General features: G+C 49.6%; 16 protein-coding genes. 11 read left to right on the forward strand and 5 right to left on the reverse strand.

The features are described from left to right. Positions 1–572: 572 nt before the first annotated feature. On the reverse strand, positions 573–1589 hold the full coding sequence (locus CWB99_RS05795) for a hypothetical protein (protein ID WP_138552603.1): 1017 nt from the start codon (positions 1587–1589) through the stop codon (positions 573–575). A 512-nt stretch (positions 1590–2101) separates the two neighbouring features. Between CWB99_RS05795 and CWB99_RS23980 the strand changes: the two genes are divergently transcribed. Further along, positions 2102–2242 (forward strand): hypothetical protein, encoded by a 141-nt coding sequence (locus CWB99_RS23980; protein WP_171045271.1) that lies wholly within the window; start codon positions 2102–2104, stop codon positions 2240–2242. A gap of 595 nt (positions 2243–2837) precedes the next feature. Here CWB99_RS23980 and CWB99_RS05800 read toward each other — a convergent pair. Together CWB99_RS05800 and CWB99_RS05805 are read right to left on the reverse strand one after the other, a co-directional pair. Beyond that, positions 2838–4031: a DUF3103 family protein gene (locus tag CWB99_RS05800; RefSeq protein ID WP_138552604.1), complete on the reverse strand. Its 1194-nt coding sequence runs from the start codon at positions 4029–4031 to the stop codon at positions 2838–2840. 355 nt (positions 4032–4386) lie between these two features. Continuing rightward, positions 4387–4767 carry a hypothetical protein gene (locus tag CWB99_RS05805; RefSeq protein ID WP_138552605.1) on the reverse strand — a complete coding sequence of 127 codons (381 nt, stop codon included), beginning with the start codon at positions 4765–4767 and terminating at the stop codon, positions 4387–4389. Positions 4768–4928: 161 nt separating this feature from the next. On the opposite strand from CWB99_RS05805, the gene CWB99_RS05810 reads away from it, so the two are divergent. From CWB99_RS05810 to CWB99_RS05825, 4 genes are all read left to right on the forward strand, one after another. Beyond that, the gene (locus tag CWB99_RS05810) at positions 4929–5630 is read left to right on the forward strand and encodes a hypothetical protein (RefSeq protein ID WP_138552606.1); all 702 of its coding nucleotides are present in this window, start codon (positions 4929–4931) and stop codon (positions 5628–5630) included. A 139-nt stretch (positions 5631–5769) separates the two neighbouring features. Beyond that, positions 5770–7416 carry a S41 family peptidase gene (locus CWB99_RS05815; protein ID WP_138552607.1) on the forward strand — a complete coding sequence of 549 codons (1647 nt, stop codon included), beginning with the start codon at positions 5770–5772 and terminating at the stop codon, positions 7414–7416. A gap of 2 nt (positions 7417–7418) precedes the next feature. Continuing rightward, complete coding sequence (locus CWB99_RS05820) at positions 7419–7814, forward strand: hypothetical protein (protein WP_138552608.1); 396 nt, start codon at positions 7419–7421, stop codon at positions 7812–7814. Between the two features lie 84 nt (positions 7815–7898). Further along, complete coding sequence (locus CWB99_RS05825) at positions 7899–8588, forward strand: 4'-phosphopantetheinyl transferase family protein (RefSeq protein ID WP_138552609.1); 690 nt, start codon at positions 7899–7901, stop codon at positions 8586–8588. Here the strand turns inward: CWB99_RS05825 and CWB99_RS05830 are convergent. Continuing rightward, entirely contained in the window at positions 8585–10222 is a 1638-nt protein-coding gene (locus tag CWB99_RS05830) for a cyclic peptide export ABC transporter (protein WP_138552610.1), read from the reverse strand. The two genes, CWB99_RS05825 and CWB99_RS05830, sit on opposite strands and share 4 nt — an antisense overlap. A 122-nt stretch (positions 10223–10344) precedes the next feature. Here CWB99_RS05830 and fhuF point away from each other — a divergent pair, with 122 nt between their 5' ends. From fhuF to dhbA, 6 genes are all read left to right on the forward strand, one after another. Continuing rightward, positions 10345–11085 (forward strand): siderophore-iron reductase FhuF, encoded by a 741-nt coding sequence (fhuF, locus tag CWB99_RS05835; protein WP_138552611.1) that lies wholly within the window; start codon positions 10345–10347, stop codon positions 11083–11085. Between the two features lie 76 nt (positions 11086–11161). Beyond that, complete coding sequence (locus CWB99_RS05840) at positions 11162–12400, forward strand: isochorismate synthase (RefSeq protein WP_138552612.1); 1239 nt, start codon at positions 11162–11164, stop codon at positions 12398–12400. Beyond that, entirely contained in the window at positions 12397–13998 is a 1602-nt protein-coding gene (locus CWB99_RS05845) for a (2,3-dihydroxybenzoyl)adenylate synthase (RefSeq protein ID WP_138552613.1), read from the forward strand. Before CWB99_RS05840 ends, CWB99_RS05845 begins: the two co-directional genes overlap by 4 nt. Positions 13999–14022: 24 nt before the next feature. Further along, complete coding sequence (locus CWB99_RS05850) at positions 14023–14889, forward strand: isochorismatase family protein (RefSeq protein ID WP_138545167.1); 867 nt, start codon at positions 14023–14025, stop codon at positions 14887–14889. Continuing rightward, the gene (locus CWB99_RS05855) at positions 14889–16211 is read left to right on the forward strand and encodes a condensation domain-containing protein (protein ID WP_138552614.1); all 1323 of its coding nucleotides are present in this window, start codon (positions 14889–14891) and stop codon (positions 16209–16211) included. Before CWB99_RS05850 ends, CWB99_RS05855 begins: the two co-directional genes overlap by 1 nt. Further along, complete coding sequence (gene dhbA, locus CWB99_RS05860) at positions 16201–16965, forward strand: 2,3-dihydro-2,3-dihydroxybenzoate dehydrogenase (protein ID WP_138552615.1); 765 nt, start codon at positions 16201–16203, stop codon at positions 16963–16965. Before CWB99_RS05855 ends, dhbA begins: the two co-directional genes overlap by 11 nt. Positions 16966–17015: 50 nt before the next feature. On the opposite strand, the gene dapE is transcribed toward dhbA, so the two are convergent. Then, positions 17016–18239, reverse strand: coding sequence for a succinyl-diaminopimelate desuccinylase (gene dapE, locus CWB99_RS05865; protein WP_138552616.1), 1224 nt, complete (start codon positions 18237–18239; stop codon positions 17016–17018). Between the last annotated feature and the right edge of the window lie 77 nt (positions 18240–18316).

The following is an 18316-nucleotide window of genomic DNA, read 5'->3' on the forward strand; positions in this document are numbered from 1 at the left end:
AACTATCCTGCCATAGGGGGTCGCTGTGAGATGGATAATAGGTTTGTCTAGAAGTCTGTCTCGTAGGCTGTAACAATCCGTTTGTTCTTTCAGAATTCGAGTTTTTCTGAGTGTCTAGTGGACCAAGTACAAACTATTCTAAATAGAGAGAAATGGCATAACCATCACAAAAAGTTCTTCTACGCTATCATGAAAGTTGTTATATGCTGCTCACTGGCCGCTATTAGCAGAGCAATGCATAGAGCAAGAGAAGAGTTACGGTGAATTTTTACTGTCTTTACTGGAAACTGAGCAACAACACAGAGATGAAGTTCCAGGCAAATACAATCAGAGATCGTGCTGTGCTGTCGACTATCAGGCTTGGCAAAGAGGTTAGGCGACGAACCGATTATGTTATGACAGGAAAGCAACTGCGCTGGGCTATACGTGAATACGTGCGCTTGATACATCTGCTCGGGAGGCCCAATTATGAGGGACCCCCAGCGCCGCCTTAAGCGATGAGTGACAGCTTGCTAAAATGTGAAGTGAAACGGGACCGAGCCAACTGTTACGAATCCGATTTTAAGGCCTTGTTAACACTTCTTTTTACGCTCAATCACGTTTGGCAGTTTAAAAAAAGATCCATCTCCCCTACCGCTATGAAAAAAGCCCCAGCGCTTTTCAGGATCTAGCAAATCAATTTTACAGATATGGTGATCACTAGCCTTCACTCCATCAGAAAACAGGCGAAAGCTTAGCTCATCGGTATTGATCTCCACAATAAGACCAGAAAAGTCCAAGTTATAACAACTTTCTAAAATTTTGTGCTTATCACTTGGAAAATTATCTTTGTAAATAGCATTATATCGTGGTTGGAAATATCTGATTAGACCGGCTTCTACTAGACAAATTTGCTCATACTCTGAAAGATGATTATCAACAATGTTTCTGAATCTATCCATATCTCTATAGTCAGAGATCACATTACCTGCTCTACCGTCCATTTGATGGATAATTCTATATGGTTCGTATTCAAATGTAAGAATCTGAATCTCTGAATCTGGTGATTCATATTGAGCCTGAGCAAGTATTTTTTGCAGGGTAGAATGACTTTTTAAACGTTCAAAAGCGGTTCGAGTGCCATCTCCGTATGCTTGACCGACATACAACACTTCTAAGTCACTTAACTCTCTATTAGTTAGGTGCCAGCCCATACCCATACAAATTATGCTGGCAGGGAGATATCTAATTTCATTACCATCAGCATCTAGAGTTAATATTTCACGGTGAGGGTATTTTGATAACCTCACTTCAACTGCGCCATCCAGTAGTGGAAAATCAATTGAAAAATCTTTTTCGCGTAACTCACCATCTACTCGATAATTAATCCTACCGCTAATCTTTCCATTTTCGTACCGGAAATACTCCTTTGAGTAGGAAATTATAGGAGACTTAGAAATTAAATAAATATGTGAATTATTTGATACTTCCGTTTCTTTTGGTCCCATTGTACCACCAGTCATTAACTGACTAGCAGAGGTTAATAACCACCTGCCTGAGCATATATTTACAGCAAACTCTGATAAAAAAACTTTTTTGGGTTGTACCACTGACTCAATCCTTAAATAGAAGTGCTAACGCATTGATAACGGGCAAGCTTGTCTTATCCCAGTTTATTAACTTGTTACAACACGTAAACACGTAGTCAGTTGTTACATTTGACTACTGAAATAAGGTTTTAAAACAAAATGAAAAATAAAATTAGCGATAAGAATCGCAACTACAGAGAGGCATATGATTCCTACTGGTTTCTTATACCAATTTTCAACGTTGTTGTTGGTACTGTCATATGCCTCAACTTCCCGTTGTAAATGAAGTAGGACGTCCTCAGTATCTTTAGAAATCCTGCCACCGCGTTCCTATTTTAGGGTTCAGAAATACTTAAACAATTCTTTCTTATCCTCTTCTGATAAGTCTGGATTGTACGCTAATTTCTTTTTAGCTTCTAAAGTTTCTTGAGAGAAATCGTAAGCCATATCAAAACCTTAAAATGAAAACACTAACACTTTACACAGATAAAACCTATTACAACAGGTTACACATTAGCTAAAAAGAGGAAAGTATGAACATTACAAACGAAGATTTACAGGCGATAGAGAAGACAATAGCTTTCACTAAGGACTTAGCAGAAGGTAGAGTTACTTATAAAGATTATGAAAGAGCTGTTGAACGGGGCCTTGTTGATCAAATCCAGATAGCTTAGGTAACACTGCGATTTCAGCTGTTTCCCTGATATTCAGGCATACCTAGCCCAATCATCCTATTGAGTACTTTCACTTTGATCATCGCTTCAGTGTGCTGCTGAGTAAATCCACGACTGACCAGCTTGTCACCCACTAGCTGTTTATACCGGTAAATTGCTGTTTCCGCCAGTGAACGTTACACCTTGGTGGGATCACTGCTTCGGCCTTTTTGGGTGCGACTTCGGCATAAAAGCCCATGGTACCACAGACGCCATCCGCTTTTACCAAGCCGATCACACAAAGCTAAATTAGCTCAGTGATTTAGGAAACAACACCCAATTACAGAGATTTTACACTTAGATAATACAGTCAAGGCAAAACTACGTAATGGTGGTAGGTAAGTATGCATAATTCAGTAAATGACCCAGTCATGTCAAACCTCCTTTTACAAGCTATCAGTGTGGCCGGTGCAACCAGATCTAAGTAAACAAAAAAAGCGAGCATACCCAAGGTATGCTCGCTGAAGAATAAAAAAACCGGTCTAGTCCGTTAGACCGTAACCTACTCAACGGGTTGTGAGCTAATAAGCTAAGGCAATGGGCTGGCCACTGGCTGTTATCTTGGCTCTATGGTTAAGGGAGATAATGTGATTTTTGCATTATTGCTGGCGCCCATATGTCCGCTATAGTTCTGGCCTTCAAACAAGGTGTAAAACACATCAACATAGTCATCATCATTGCTGAACCAGTGATCTGGCATCGCTTTGATCAGCTGGTTAGTGAGCTGAGGAATAATCGCATAACCCTGTACATTGGGATCCGGAATGGTGCGCATGACCTGAGTGACAATATCCAGGAAAGTCGTCGCTAAGTCTTTATAGTTGGTATTGTCATCCTGCTCCATAAGCAAGACATCAGCCGCCTGCCAACGATAACGCTCCCAGTGGATAAGGATTTGGTTTGGTGTATAGTCAGTACCGTCATGGTCAAGATAAGGCATATCAACAATATCCAGAACCGGCTCATCGCGCGACGGGCTCACTCCGGTGACAATACCATACACCTCCGCCTTACCCAGGATCCACGGCTCCTGATCATTGTTCAGACGAATACGCTTCAAAACACTGGTCGAAATGGCTTCAGACTGAATGTTTACTTGGTTCGTTTGCAGCATATCGCGAGATAAGCGTTCAGCGCCTTGTGTCTGTCTGGCGCTGCTAAAGATGTCCTGCATCACGGCCAGACCTTCGCGACGTACCTGCTGCTGATCAAGCTCCAAAACAAGCACAGGACGCTGCGGCATTTGCTGCGCGTCCAGCAGGTGAAGCTGACCGTCACTGTCATAAGCCTCTACGTGGATCCAGGTCTTGTCATCCCCCTTAGGTGCAAAGGCGATCAGCGGCTCTTCGCCTTCCTGCCATTGGCTCAGCATGTCTGCAGAAGCCAGACGTAATTGATACAGGTTACTATCACATTGCGGCAATCCTTTCAGTACCCGGGTCTGTGTGCTTGCCTGGCCGATCAGCGACTGCGCCTGTTGCGAAACCTGCATGTCCTGTACAGTCAGACGTGACTGGCTTGCCAGTGTTGACTGCCAACGCGGGCCCTGGCTTGACAACTCCCGAGCCAGAGATTTCGCCATCACTTTCTTAATATCACTGACCTGAAAAGCCTGTGGATTAAAGCGATCAATTTGTGCCAGCGGCGCTGCCAGGTTATTCACGGTGTCTACCGGGGCTGCAGTTGCGCTTGCTGCTGCACTCAGGCTCAGGGCCAGTGCAGATAAGGTCATCTGAGATATGCGTTTCATTGTTATAATTCTCCAGAAATAATCCTGTTCTGGCCTCACCTGAACCACGGGAAGCCACCTCTCGTGTGCCAAATCAAGATAAAACACGAAAATTAAATTATCAACACATTAATATAAAATTTACACAACTTATTTAACAAATAAACAATAAGATATTGTTATATATAAATTTAAAATGTTAAAAAAAGAATGGGAACTAGATCTAATCAGCAACAAGAGTGATGACTCTATTGGGATTCAGTCACTATTATAGGTTAAGGAATAATGGCGAAGCGGCAACAGCAGCATAGTTGGATCCGTGCGGTTTATCGCGCTGATCCAACTCAACGAGCAATGAAAGGCTGAATAGAAGGGATTATTTCTCGGCTGGATACAAGGTGATCTCCATTCCGGCACCAATGGCAGAGATCCGTAACAGCGTATCGACATGCAGTGCCTGAGAGTAACATTTAGGCTGTTCACCGCAGCTAAAACCTATGTCAAAGGTCCGCTTAGAACACCCCAACCATTGCTTCAGTGCGGCCTTAGAGCATGATTCTATTAATTCACACAGGTGATTAATGGCTTTATCCGGGCTCGTCACCTGAGTGCTGGCCTCTATTCTCGCCAGCTGGCGGTACTCATCCTGATCATAGTGCAGTACCACCGCGTTTTTCTTAAGATCCGCAACCAGGGCAGAAATATCCTGCTTGGATTCTAACTCTAAATCGACATTTAAAAACTGGATTTCTGACATGACGGGACATTTACCTTGTTTCTTTTTGAGTAGTTCGCTGCCAGACCTGAGCCATGTTCAAGCGACAGAACACATACGATTGGCAGGTGCGACAATATGTCACTATGGATTTTACGCGAATTCTCATAAGCTATCAGCAATTTTGACGAAAAAACAGCACTATGAATAAATCCAGCTTTAAACCCATCCGACAATTTCACAAGCTGGCCGGCTATCTGCTGGCATTACAGCTCTTTGCCTGGCTGCTTGGTGGCCTGGTGATGAGCGCGATCCCTTTGGAAATGGTACATGGTAAACATCTCGCCAAGCGTAATCTGGATAACCCTTTCACGCTTGCCGACTACCCGGCCGATTTAGACCAGCTGGCACGCCACGTTGAGCAATTCAACGCGCTGACCTTGAGTCATTTTCTGGATCAGCCCATGATCATTGCCACTGGCGCAGAAACAGCCTATTTCACCGCCTCTGGGGCCCCCTTTCCCAGTCCAACCGAAACACAAATCCGTGCCAATGCCCGCGCCCATTACCTGGGTGACAGCGCCATTGAATCTGCACAGCGACTAGCCAGGGGACCAAGGGAAGTTCAATATCGGCCACAAGTCTGGCAGATCACCTTTGCCGACATATTAAGTACTACCCTGTATCTGGATGCCAACAGCGGCCAGGTGATCACTGTAAGAAGTACGCTTTGGCGTATTTTTGACTTTTTCTGGATGTTGCACATTATGGATTACGACGAGCGTGATGACTTCAACAATCCACTGCTTATCACCTTCGCAGCCAGTAGCGTGGCTTTTTGTCTCAGTGGCATGCTGTTACTGTTGCAATCTCCGCCCTGGCGACGCCGCCGTTCACGAGGTTGAACTTTTAATTTGAAGCCGCTGTCCTACACTTACTAATTGTGCTGCCGTTGACATTAATTAACAATCAATCCGGTCTTTATATTGTATTGTAGAAACAGTGTTGATAGTTTTTAGTGCAATGACTAAACAGGATAGAACCATGAAGCAATTCAGTAGCTTATACCTTGCCATCGGATTGGCCTTAAGCACCAGTGCACTCACCGGGTGCGGTGGTGGCGGTACCGAGAGCGGAACAGGCAGCAACACCGGCAACGTAACAACACCCACGGACACCAATAGCAACGGTGGCAACAGCGGTGACGGCAGCACTGCGCCTAGTTGGCAGGCTGGTGTATTTGCACCGGCCAGTAACTTCATTAACTTCTGTGCCAATCCGCGTTCGGGGGTCGATCAGTTTAACAATAATCAGCCTTTCCCAGACAAAGCGGGCACTGTGATGCACGAAAAAATGTGGTTGCGCTCATTCAGTCATGAAACCTATCTTTGGTACGACGAGCTGCCCGACAATAACCCGCAAGATTTTAATAGCGTTGCTGAATACTTCGCACAGCTCAGAACGACACAACGTAACCCTGATGGGTCGTTAAAGGATCAGTTTCACTACTCGGAAACCTACGAAAGCTATCAAAAAGAAAGCCAGTCAGGTGTAACCACCAGTTATGGGATCCGCTGGGCTGCAATAGAAACAGCACCACCACGTAACTTTACCATTGCTTACGTTGAACCCAATTCACCGGCAGCGCAGAGCGGGCTCACTCGTGGTGATAGCCTGCTGAGTATTGATGGGCTTGATTTCATCAACAGCGACGAAGTGGCACAACTCAATGAGGCTCTGTTCCCTACTGAAACGAAGGCCCATACGTTCGTTTTTCGCTCAGTTCAGGGGGATGAAAAGTCGGCCGAAATGACCGCCATCGATTTTGCACTTTCTCCGGTGCAAAATGCAAAATACATTGATCACGGCGGAAAACGAGTCGGCTATGTGCAGTTTAATCAGTTTATTGCCAGTGCTCAGGGAGAGCTGATCGACGCATTCAATGGCTTTATCGCAGATGGCGTTAACGAACTGGTGCTGGATATGCGCTATAACGGCGGTGGATTGATCCACAGTGCTGCACAGCTGGGCTATATGATTGCGGGCGATAGCTCGCTGGACCGCAATTTCGGTGTGACCACCTACAATGCTAAACGCCAGGGCAATAATCGGATCTATACCTTTGAGCCCCGCCAGATAGACTGGGCCCGGGAGGTCTTTCTGAACGACACCACTTTACCAACGCTGAACCTCTCCAGAGTGTATGTACTCACTACCGATGATACCGCATCAGCCAGTGAAATGGTGATCAATGGTCTGCGTGGTATAGACGTAGAGGTCGTGCAGATAGGCACCACCACACGAGGCAAACCCTATGGTTTTTTACCTGCGCCTAATTGCGGCATGGTCTACTACACCATTCAGTCAAAGTCTGCCAATGAAAAAGGCTTTGGAGACTATGCTGACGGCTTTACCCCAACGCCAGCAAGTCAGATAAGCGGTGAAGCCGGACTGGATGCCAGGGTACCGGGCTGTCGCGTCAACGACGATTTTGGCAGTGCTCTGGGCGACGAAAATGAGCGCCTGCTTGCTACCGCTTTGCATCACAGTGCAACCGGAAGCTGCTTATTTAACGACGCCCCGCAAGGGGTCTCAGCCCGACCGGGAGATGCCGACACCAGTCATGCTGTGACTCTGCCATTTAGGCCACTGCGTGATGGTGCCATTCACGCAACGCTGGAAGGTCAGTAATCATGAAATGTTCGGGCTGGTTTGCAACGTTACTCACTTTACTACTGTGTGGCTGCCAATATTCTAAAGCAACCCCTGTGTATGCGGCGTTAATTGAGCAAACCACACCGGCCATGATCCGTGAAATACAAGATGCCATTGTCGCCCTCAAGGGCGGCACTGCACCCCGACTGGCACATAATGTGTTTATGCAGCATTCAACGCTGTTGCTGGAAAAAGGCAACAGTCTGGATCTTTCTGGGCAGCCTATTCTGGGCAGTAAAGAAGGCGGAGTAACCGGCTTCGAGCTGCAAAAACGTGCTGAGCAATGTGTCTTGTATTATCCCAGAACACAAAAATACCAGGTGTTATCCACTGTTCCCTGCGTGATAAACCCACAGCAGCCTGAACGCCGATAATATCGGGGGACATTTCAATATCCGTGTCTGCTTGCAACCTTTCCCTATATCGGTAATATGACTGCCACTAATTGAGGGAGTCGTATGTCGTTAACATCAACCAAACTGTTTACACCCCAGCTGCCATTTACCAGCCACAGCTGTGCCTTTCATATTGGAACCTATCAGGACAGCGATTTTGCGACTTTCGCTCAGCCATTGCCCGCCAAACTCAGCCGCGCCGTAGCCAAACGCAAGGCCGAATATCTGGCCGGACGACACTGTGCCAGTCAGGCTTTAAAAGCACTGGGACTACCACATACCATCATTACCAGCGCCGAAAGTCGCGCGCCGATTTGGCCTGCCGGCATTCAGGGCACCATCACCCATACTCGGGAGCTGGCGATGGCCATGGTCTGTGACGATCCTGCAATACTGGGGTTGGGAATAGATCTGGAAAGAAAGATGTCGCTCAAGCAGGAGCAGGAGCTCCAGACACAGATCCTGGCAAAAGCAGAGCAGCCAGCTTTCGAGCGGCTAGGCAAGACACATGCTTGTCCGCTGACCCTGATCTTCTCTGCCAAAGAAAGTATCTATAAAGCGCTCTACCCAGTTGTACAACGCTTTTTTGGATTTGAAGCGGCATGCCTGGTAGAGCACAGCGATACTCAGTTATTCTTTACGCTCACAGAAACGCTCCATGAGACTCTGCCGCAGGGCACTCAGATCAGCGTGTATTTTCAGTGCAATGACGAACTGGTGCTGACCGAGTGCTGTTTGCGCGCTGACGTTTAAGCCGGCTCAGTGTGTTTTGCTGGCGTCTGGGGCGCCACCTGAACAGCTTCACTGAGACACCCGTTGTCCATTTTTAGTAACCGATCGGCCAGAGCAAAATACTTGTCATCATGGGTGATCACCAGCACGGTTTTGCCCTGAGCGCTGAGCTCCGGCAGCAACTCGCGATAGAATACCTCCTTAAAGACCGGATCCTGATCAGCAGCCCACTCGTCAAAGATATAGAAAGGTCTGTCTTCCATATATGCCACCACCAGCGCCAGTCGTTTACGTTGACCTTGCGATAGCTTTTGGGTGGTAAAGGCACCATCCTTAATCGCCACTTTGTGGTGCAGATTAAGCTTGCGGATCAAAGCATTGCCTTTATCTTCCAAATCCTGTCCCTGACAACCCAGTACCCGGTCAAAGAGATAAAAGTCACTAAATACGGTGCTGAACAGCTGACGATAATCATCAAATTGCTGGGTCTCAAGTACCTGATTGTCGACCTGGATTTGACCTTCCTGAGCTTCATACAAGCCACACAGCAACTTGGCAAAAGTCGTCTTACCGCTGCCATTGCCACCCACCAGATAAACTAACTCGCCTTTGCGCAGAGTCAGATTAATAGGCGTAAGGGCAAACACTTCGTCACTTTGTTCGTGATAATAACCGTGGCTAATGTCCTTAAGAGTCAGTTGCTCAAAGGTGGTCATAGCTTGATCGCTGTGCGGCATCAGGGCCATTTCTTCTGTCAATGTGGCAATCGTATTGGCCGATGCTTTTGCTGCCGCAGCTTTAGGGATAGCCCCGAGCATGACTTCCAGTGGTGTGAGCATATATAAGAAAAGCAACGCAAAACCCGACATCACTTTGCCGGTGTCTTCGGCTTGCCCTGACAAATAAAACAGTGCGCCACCGATGAAAGCAAACACACTGAATCCACCCCAGGAAGCGGCGTAATGGTAAATACTCGCGCCTTGTACCCGACGTTTTTGCAACAGGGTAATGGTGTCTCCAATCACCTGATTTAAAAAGGTGATACGCTTTTCGCGATGCAGTTTAAGCTCTTTGGCACCGGCATAAATCGCATCAAACTGTTCATACAGCGCATCCTGAATGCTGGCGGCTTCAGAGACTTTTCTGAATGCGGTGGCGTTGGCCAGGCTGTAACCCACAGAGCCTAAGATCAGAGTTAACATAGCAAAAACAAATACCTGCCAATCCAGCCAGGCCATGTAGACAAAGCTCCCGAGTACAATCATGCCGTTACTCAGAATATTGGGCAGCCCCTGAAAGAACTCCGCAACCCGAAGACTGTGCTCGGTCAGACACGACTTTATTTTACCGGCGCCTTGTGCTTCGACATGGCTGAAACGGGCACCTATAACGTGCTCCGCCACCTGCTGGCGTACTGTCGCTTGACTGAGTTCACTGAGCTGCTCTGCCAGTATGCGTGATACCAGCTGTAATACGACACCCAGACAGGCCAGGATTGCAAACAGGGTGAACTGTTCAGCCCGGGACTCCAAGGTGCCATTGATGATTTCGTTGATCAGCGCGACCAAAGACACGCTTATTACACCAAACAGAATACTACTGAAGGCGGTCGCGATGAATCGCCACCAGGTATTTTGGATCAATTTTGCAAGCACTGTGACTCTCTCATTTGCTAACGCGAATTTACTTATATGGCTTGACGATCTGGAAGTAAAAAAATTCACCCTTCAAACGTCTTAACTAAGTCTTTTAAAAAGTAAGTAAAATCGAGGTTCTTTTGCTACCGACACTGCAGCCATTTTTTCAGGGGCCCTTTAGCGAATATGGCGATGCGATGGCACTGTCTCAGTCTCAGTCCGAACCGACACTGGCACAGTGTTTAGACGAGCGCGGACTGCTGGCAACAGCAATCACTGGCTGGGCACACTCACAGGGAATAGCGCCTGGGCGGGCACAGGCGTCTATCTGGCATATGTTGTATACGATCAGAGTGATGCCATCTGTGTTACTGAGTCATAGCGTGTTGATGCGCCCTTTACCGCTGAGTACCCACTCAGTCCGACTGTGTCTGACAAGCCAGCGACTTATGCTGGCGCATTGCGGAGAAACCAGCCTACTCTCAGGCGATACTGACAGCAGATACCATGCGCTGATTTTCGAGCATTTTGCGCCTGTGCACCAATATCTGAACGAACAGTTTGGCATTGCGGAGCGCGTACTGTGGAGCAGCCTGGTGTATCGCCTGAACCATCTCAGCAAGACGATTGCTGAGCACCTGCCCAACCCGACTCAATTAAACCAGGATATCCACTGGCTTTTGCACACTCAGCAATGGCGTGGTCAACGCAACCCCTTGTTTAAAGCCCACCAAAAAGGCTTTGATGTGGGTGCCATGCGTGTGCGGGGCGATTGCTGCCTGATGCACGAACACCCGGTTAAGGGCTACTGTGATGATTGCCCAAAACGACCTGAGCACATGAACATGCGCGCATCAGTTGCTAAATCTTTGTCGCAATAATACGTCTTGAACACATTCAATCAGTGGCAAATTGTTTCTCACTGACACGATTTGATGAATACGAGGAAGAAATCGCATGCATGCTGGTCACCTATCCGATGTCCCCCAGACCCAAGAATTGGGGGAGTTCCGGCCTGAGCAAGATTGTTTGTTTGTTTCCGGGCAAAACTGCCTGGTTAGCCGTGGCGTGGCTCAGCGCTTTACGCTACCAATCAGTGACACTGACAATCTGGCCAACCGGTTACAGCAAGCCTTAAACAACGCAGCAAAGACCAACCCGGGTCAAGCCATTGCCTTCGGTGTGGTGCCCTTTTGTAAACAACAGCAGGCGCAGTTTATTATCCCGGAACAGGTCAGCACGCTGGATAAACAACTCTTTGCACAGTGCCTGAGTGCACAGCATACACGCGCTCAAACGCCCAATCGCCTGCAGTCAGTGCATTACAAACAAGATCGGGCACACTTTGAGCAAACCGTACGCGATGCCAAAGCATTGTTTGCCGACGGTGAGCTGGATAAAATCGTGCTCAGTAAACAGGTTGAATTACAGTTTGAGCAGCCACTGGACCAGGTTGGCGTGCTTTCACAACTGCTGGCACAAAGTCCCAGCGGCTATCATTTCTCTATCCCCGGCCAGTTACATGATGCCGATGCGCAGCGCGATGCCGGCGTACTCATGGGGGTGAGCCCGGAGCTGTTGCTACGCAAATCTGACGGACAGCTCTTCAGTAATCCACTGGCCGGGTCTATTCCTCGCGATCCGTGCCCAAGCGTCGAAGCACAGCGCCGCTCAACCCTGTTCGCATCGAAAAAAGACCGCTATGAACATGCTGTTGTGCTACAAGATATGGCACAGATCCTCGGCCCCCTTTGCTCCAACTTACATATACCGGAGCAACCCGATCTGCTCAGCACGGCCACCATGTGGCATTTATCGACTGTTATTGAAGGAACACTCACAGACCCCGATCAGCCTGCCATTGCGCTGGCCAACCGCCTCCACCCTACACCTGCACTGTGTGGTAAACCCACAGAGCTGGCATATCAGCATATTGATGCGCTGGAAGGTCATGGCCGTGGCCTGTTCTCAGGAATTGTCGGCTGGTGTGACAATCAGGGCAATGGTGAGTGGGTCGTGGTGATCCGCTGCGGTTACCTGCAAGCCAACCTGGCGACCTTATTTGCCGGCGCCGGTATTGTGGCCGCTTCCGACCCCAGCTCCGAGTGGCTGGAAACCGAAGCCAAACTAAACACTATGCTGAATGCGCTGGACGTACGGCATGCCTATCACTTAGCAACGAAACACACACTATGAGTATTGAATATACCCCGTGGCCCGAAGAGCTGGCCGCCCACTATCGCGCCCAGGGCTACTGGCAGGATAAACCACTCACCAGCATTTTGAACGAACAACTGGTGCATAACGGGCAAGGCATTGCCGTCGCCGATGCCAATCGACAACTGAGCTATCAGCAGCTCGATGAGTACAGCACCAACCTGGCGGCTCATCTGGCCAGTCAGGGACTGCAACAGGGTGATACCGCGCTTATTCAGCTGCCCAACTGTGTGGAGTTTTATATCAGCTACTTTGCGCTGCTTAAACTCGGCGTGGCGCCGGTGTGTGCCCTGTTTAATCATCAACGCACTGAGCTGCAAAGCTATTGTGAAATTTTGCAGCCTAAGCTGCTGTTGGTTTCTTCTGCTCAGCCACTGTTTGCAGATGAATCCTTTTCTCAGGAGTTGTTTAACCGCTTTGCCTGCATCAGCCACATTATGGTGGATCACAGTAAAGGCAATAGCGAACTGAAACAGGCGTATTTGCACGTACGAGCCTTCCGTGCGCCTGAGCTCAATCCAGAAGACGTCGCCTTCTTTCAGCTCTCCGGTGGCAGCACCGGCACCCCTAAATTGATCCCTCGCACCCACAACGATTACCTTTACTCTGTGGTTGCCAGTCGGGATATTTGCCAGCTGCACGGGGATACCCGCTATTTGTGCGCACTACCGGCACCGCATAACTTCCCGCTCAGTTCGCCAGGCGCACTGGGCGTATTCGCAGCCGGCGGCTCGGTGATCCTGGCTTCAGACCCCAGTCCAAGTAACTGTTTTGCCTTGATTGAACGCTTTGCCATAACCCACACCGCGCTGGTACCACCGGCACTCCAGCTGTGGTTGCAACATGCCGCACACAGCAACCATGACCTGAGCAGCCTGATGCTGATCCAGGTTGGGGGTGCTAAGCTCAGCCGCACCGTGGCCGAGCAGGTCAGGCCGGTGCTGGGTGCCCAACTGCAACAAGTATTTGGCATGGCAGAAGGCCTGGTGAACTACACCCGTCACGACGATGATGACGAGCTGGTACTGACCACTCAGGGCCGCCCGATTAGTCCCGACGATGAGATCAAGGTGGTGGATGAGCATGGCCTGCCCGTCGCACCTGGTGAAGCCGGCAGACTCCTGACCCGTGGCCCTTATACGTTCCGCGGCTACTACAAGTCACCTCAGCATAATGCCAGTGCATTTGATGCTGACGGCTTTTATGCCTCCGGCGATCTGGTCAGGCAACTGCCCTCCGGCCACCTGATTGTGGTTGGCCGTGATAAAGATCAGATCAACCGAGGCGGCGAAAAAATTGCGGCAGAAGAAGTAGAAAACCATTTACTTGGCCATCCACACATCGAGCAAGTCGCCATAGTGTCTATGCCCGATGCCACTTTGGGCGAGAAAAGCTGTGCCTTCGTGGTGGCAGCCGAAAAACTCACCCCTTTACAGCTACGAAAGTACCTGCGCCAGCTGGGGATCGCCGATTTCAAAGTGCCCGACAAATTCCAATTTGTAACCGACTTACCCCTGACTGCGGTCGGCAAAGTCGATAAAAAAGCCCTGCGTGCCACCTTCGACGGCCAGGCCTGATTAACAGAAGAAGCAAAAAAGACAATGAGTATTCCTAAGTTATCCCATTACCCGTTACCCCGCGCTGCGGAGTTACCTGAAAACCGCGTTGACTGGCAGCTGGATGCCAGTCGTGCCGCCTTACTGATCCACGATGTACAGCATTACTTTGTGGGTTACTACGGTGACAATAACCCCCTGATTGAAACCATGATCAATCATATTCAGCGCCTTAAACAGTTCTGTTACGAGCAGGGCATTCCGGTGTTTTACACCGCGCAACCAATCAAACAGGGCCAGCATGAACGTGGACTGTTGAGTGACATGTGGGGCCCGGGCCTGCAAGACCCGGCACAACAACCGATTGTCGATGCGCTGGCACCTGGCGAGCAAGATGTCGTGCTTACCAAGTGGCGTTACAGTGCCTTTCAGAAATGCGACTTTGAAGCGCAACTACAAGAGCGCGGCCGTGACCAGCTAATGATAGTCGGTATCTATGGCCACATCGGGGTGATGACCACCGCTGTAGATGCCTTTATGCGTGACATTCAGCCGTTTGTGATTGCCGATGCGATTGCCGACTTCAGCCGCGATGAGCATCTGATGGCGCTGAACTTTGTGGCGGGACGCTGCGGTAAAGTGGCTACTGTGGCTGACATTCTCGGTGAAGAAACTCAGGACATCACCACACTTGAGGGCCTTAAAGCGCATATCCTGCCGCTGATCGACTGTGAAGCCGATGAATTTGACGAGCATGAAAGCCTCATCGACTATGGCCTGGATTCCGTGCAGGTGATGAATCTCATCGCGTTGTGGCAACAACAAGGTATTGAAACAAACTTCATAGAACTGGCACAGATCCCGACCCTGGCTGCCTGGATTGACTTGCTGGAAGAGCGTAAGGAAGACTAATGTCACAGGCATTGCCGTTAACGGACTCACAACAAGCTATGTGGTTGCTGCATACCATCAGCGGCCGTGGCGCGCTGTTCAATGTGGCCGAGTGTATTGAGTTTAAAGGTAAAGTTTCAGCGACTATGTTGCAGCAGGCTTTTGCGCACGTCTGGCAAAGCAGTAACTGCCTGAGTTGTCGTTTTGTTCATGACAATGCTTTTACCCCGCAATTAAAGCCGTATGCTGAGGTGCCAACCCTGGATATCATCCAGCTTGATGCTCAACCAGAGGATATTCCCGCCTTTGCCGAGCAGTTTGTGACACCGGCAATGGCCAGGGCCTTTGTTTTAGAACAAGATGCCCTGCTGAAACTGACACTGGTGCGCGCTCCCGAGCAGGATTTACTGTTTCTGGTTGGCCACCACTTATTGCTCGATGGTTATGGGTTTGGTTTATTCACCCAGGCACTTAATCGTTGTTATAACGCGCTGCAAAAAGGCAAGCCACTGCCCAGGTTGCCATTTGGTCAGCAACAAGACTTGCTCACTTTACACAATAGTGAAGCCTATCTGGCACGCCAACAAGTCGCCCGCGCCACACTCAACAACTGGTTAGACGGTGTACCTGTCCCACTGAGCTTTAGTAGCCAAAAAGAAGATGTAACAGAACCAAACAGACGTCTGAGTCAGGCCTTTACCCACACCGACTGGCATACCGTGATGTCTGCCGCCTCTTTATGTCAGGCGGGTCATGCCGAAGTCCTGCTCGCATCAGTCAGCGCGGCGCTGGTGGCCAAAACTGCGCAATACCATATAACGCTGGGCCTTATCATGATGAACCGCCAGCATCAGCATGAACTCAGCACGCCTTGTGTACAGAGCAATGTTATGCCGCTGCCACTGGAGCTGGCGACAGACATGACACTCAGCCAGTGTTGCCGGGTCATCAATCAGGGCATTAAAGCGCTCAAAGCACTGCAAACTTACCGGGTTGAGGATCTCAAGCGAACTCGTCAGCAGCAAGGTAAAGGTACACATATATTTGGCCCGACCGTTAACCTGCTGCCCTTCACCAGCAGTCCAAAATATGGTGGAATTGCCAGCCACTCCCATATACTCAGTGCCGGTACGACCGACGACATCATGTTGCAGTGGCACCTGTTGCAGGATCAACCTGCCAGGCTGGATGTCGATGCCAATGTGGCACGTTATTCAGATCAGCAACAGCAGCAGGTGCAGGCCGCCATATTCCGGGCCGCTCACTACTGGTCTCAACATCCCACCCAAACACTGGGCAGCGTGGTCACAGCATTAAACGGAGTCTATGACCATGTCTTATGATGCGCGACTACAGCAGGAGTATCAGGATCGGATTGTCTGGATCAGTGGTGTCGGTCAGGGCATAGGACTGGCAACAGCCCAGCGCTTTGCCGCCCTGGGGGCGAAAGTGATTGGCTTTGATCGCCAGTTCAGTGACACCGACATACTCGAGCGTGCCGTGCAGTGTGATCTGGCAGATTTGACGCAGCTGGAAGCCACGTTAAACGAGCTGCTGGCTCAGGGCCTGGCGCCATATAACCTGATCAACATCGCCGGGGTCTTGGAGCTGGGTGAGGTTGAGCAGTTATCACTGGCACAATGGCAGCACTGCCTGAATGTCAATGCGGGTGCCGTGTTTACCTTTATTCGCGCCTGCACGCCCCACCTTAAACAACAACAGACAGGGGCCATTGTGACGGTTGGCTCCAATGCGGCACACACCCCTCGTCAACAGATGGCAGCCTATTGTGCTTCAAAAGCCGCCGTCACTCAGCTTACGCTGAGCGCGGGGCTGGAACTGGCGAACTTTGGTGTGCGTTGTAATGTGGTGGCTCCAGGTTCGACACTGACGCCAATGCAAACCGGTATGTGGCAGGACGAGCAAGGTGCACAGCGCGTCATAGAAGGCTTTGCCCCCCAGTATAAGTTAGGGATCCCGCTTCAAAAGCTGGCCACGGCACAAGAGATTGCCGATAGCGTGGTATTTCTGGCGTCAAAGCTTTCATCTCACACCACCTTGCAAACCATCACCATCGATGGTGGTGCGACTTTCTAAGTTGTTCCGCACAATCAAAAGAGCCCGGTTATGGGCTCTTCCTTCGCTGTTTAGGTCAATGCCGCCAGTTGCTGCGCCTGACGCTGTGCGATTTGTGTTTCCTCAAGACAAAATGCCTGGATCACGAGCTGATAAATATGCGCCAGATCGGCAATGTCCTGTATCTGTGCGGATTCATTGATTTGGTGGATGTTGTCGTTTTTCAGACCAAATTCAATGACCTGAGTATGATTAGAGGCAATAAAACGGCCATCCGATGTACCGCCATCTGTGGTCAGCATGGGGACCTGACCCACTACACTCTCTATCGCACCACAGATCAGGGCAACAAACTCATCCGCCTGATTGAAATAAGGCGCACAAGGGCGCTGCCACTCAATGTCATAATTGAGGTCTAAATCCAGCAAAATATCGTCGATCAGTCGTTTCAGCTCCGCTTCGTTAAAGCGACTACTGTAGCGAATGTTAAAGCACACATCGCAGGCACCCGGGACCACATTATCGACAAACTCACCACTGTTGAGCTGCGTCACCTGAAATGTGGTACCCGGCATTTGCGCACTGCCTTCGTCCCATTCCAGTGCCAGTAAACGCTGCAACAGGCGTGAGGTATGATGCGTGGCGTTATCACAGTTATGCGGATAGGCCACATGACCCTGACGGCCATAAACCCGAATATGGGCAGACAAGGAGCCGCGACGACCTATCTTAAGTACATCACCCAGCGTCTTACGACTCGATGGCTCTCCCACCAAGCAATAATGCGGCAGGTGATCTACGCCTTGTTGTTTCAAATGGCTCATGAGCACAGCAGTGCCGTGTTCCGCCTCTCCTTCTTCGTCACAGGTAATCAAAAACATCAGACTACCACGGCTGCATTGTTCGAGCAGAGACTCAACTGCCGCAATAAAGCAGGCTATTGCCCCTTTCATATCGGCTACCCCGCGACCATATAAGCGGCCGTCCTGGATCTCTGCAGCAAAAGGCGGACATTGCCACAGCTCGACCGGCCCGGGCGGCACAACGTCCAGGTGGCCGGCAAATGCCAGGGTTTCGCCGGGTCCAAATACTCTTTTCGCAACCAGGTTCCTGACCCCCTGACGAGTGACTTCATGACAATCAAATCCGAGTGACTGAAGCTTACGGATCAGGAAACACATGCTGCCAGCATCTTCAGGTGTGATGGATTTATAACGTACCAGCTTCTGGGTCAATGCAATGGCATTTTCACTTAATGACTGGCATTTTTCCAAGGCAAAGTCGGCAACTAACATATTGGTTTCACTCACTCATTTTAGCGCAAAGAACATATGGGGCGACGGCATTTAGCAACGTAGCCACGGTGAACTAG

Origin of the sequence: Pseudoalteromonas rubra, assembly GCF_005887095.1 — a bacterium.
GTDB classification, from domain to species: domain Bacteria; phylum Pseudomonadota; class Gammaproteobacteria; order Enterobacterales; family Alteromonadaceae; genus Pseudoalteromonas; species Pseudoalteromonas rubra_E.

What these genes read in the sequence shown, in the direction of transcription:
- CWB99_RS23980 (WP_171045271.1), top strand. Translation starts at nt 2,102, where the DNA reads ATGAACATTACAAACGAAGATTTACAGGCGATAGAGAAGACAATAGCT.
- CWB99_RS05800 (WP_138552604.1), bottom strand. Translation starts at nt 4,031, where the DNA reads ATGAAACGCATATCTCAGATGACCTTATCTGCACTGGCCCTGAGCCTG.
- CWB99_RS05805 (WP_138552605.1), bottom strand. Translation starts at nt 4,767, where the DNA reads ATGTCAGAAATCCAGTTTTTAAATGTCGATTTAGAGTTAGAATCCAAG.
- CWB99_RS05810 (WP_138552606.1), top strand. Translation starts at nt 4,929, where the DNA reads ATGAATAAATCCAGCTTTAAACCCATCCGACAATTTCACAAGCTGGCC.
- CWB99_RS05815 (WP_138552607.1), top strand. Translation starts at nt 5,770, where the DNA reads ATGAAGCAATTCAGTAGCTTATACCTTGCCATCGGATTGGCCTTAAGC.
- CWB99_RS05820 (WP_138552608.1), top strand. Translation starts at nt 7,419, where the DNA reads ATGAAATGTTCGGGCTGGTTTGCAACGTTACTCACTTTACTACTGTGT.
- CWB99_RS05825 (WP_138552609.1), top strand. Translation starts at nt 7,899, where the DNA reads ATGTCGTTAACATCAACCAAACTGTTTACACCCCAGCTGCCATTTACC.
- CWB99_RS05840 (WP_138552612.1), top strand. Translation starts at nt 11,162, where the DNA reads ATGCATGCTGGTCACCTATCCGATGTCCCCCAGACCCAAGAATTGGGG.
- CWB99_RS05845 (WP_138552613.1), top strand. Translation starts at nt 12,397, where the DNA reads ATGAGTATTGAATATACCCCGTGGCCCGAAGAGCTGGCCGCCCACTAT.
- CWB99_RS05850 (WP_138545167.1), top strand. Translation starts at nt 14,023, where the DNA reads ATGAGTATTCCTAAGTTATCCCATTACCCGTTACCCCGCGCTGCGGAG.
- CWB99_RS05855 (WP_138552614.1), top strand. Translation starts at nt 14,889, where the DNA reads ATGTCACAGGCATTGCCGTTAACGGACTCACAACAAGCTATGTGGTTG.
- dhbA (WP_138552615.1), top strand. Translation starts at nt 16,201, where the DNA reads ATGTCTTATGATGCGCGACTACAGCAGGAGTATCAGGATCGGATTGTC.
- dapE (WP_138552616.1), bottom strand. Translation starts at nt 18,239, where the DNA reads ATGTTAGTTGCCGACTTTGCCTTGGAAAAATGCCAGTCATTAAGTGAA.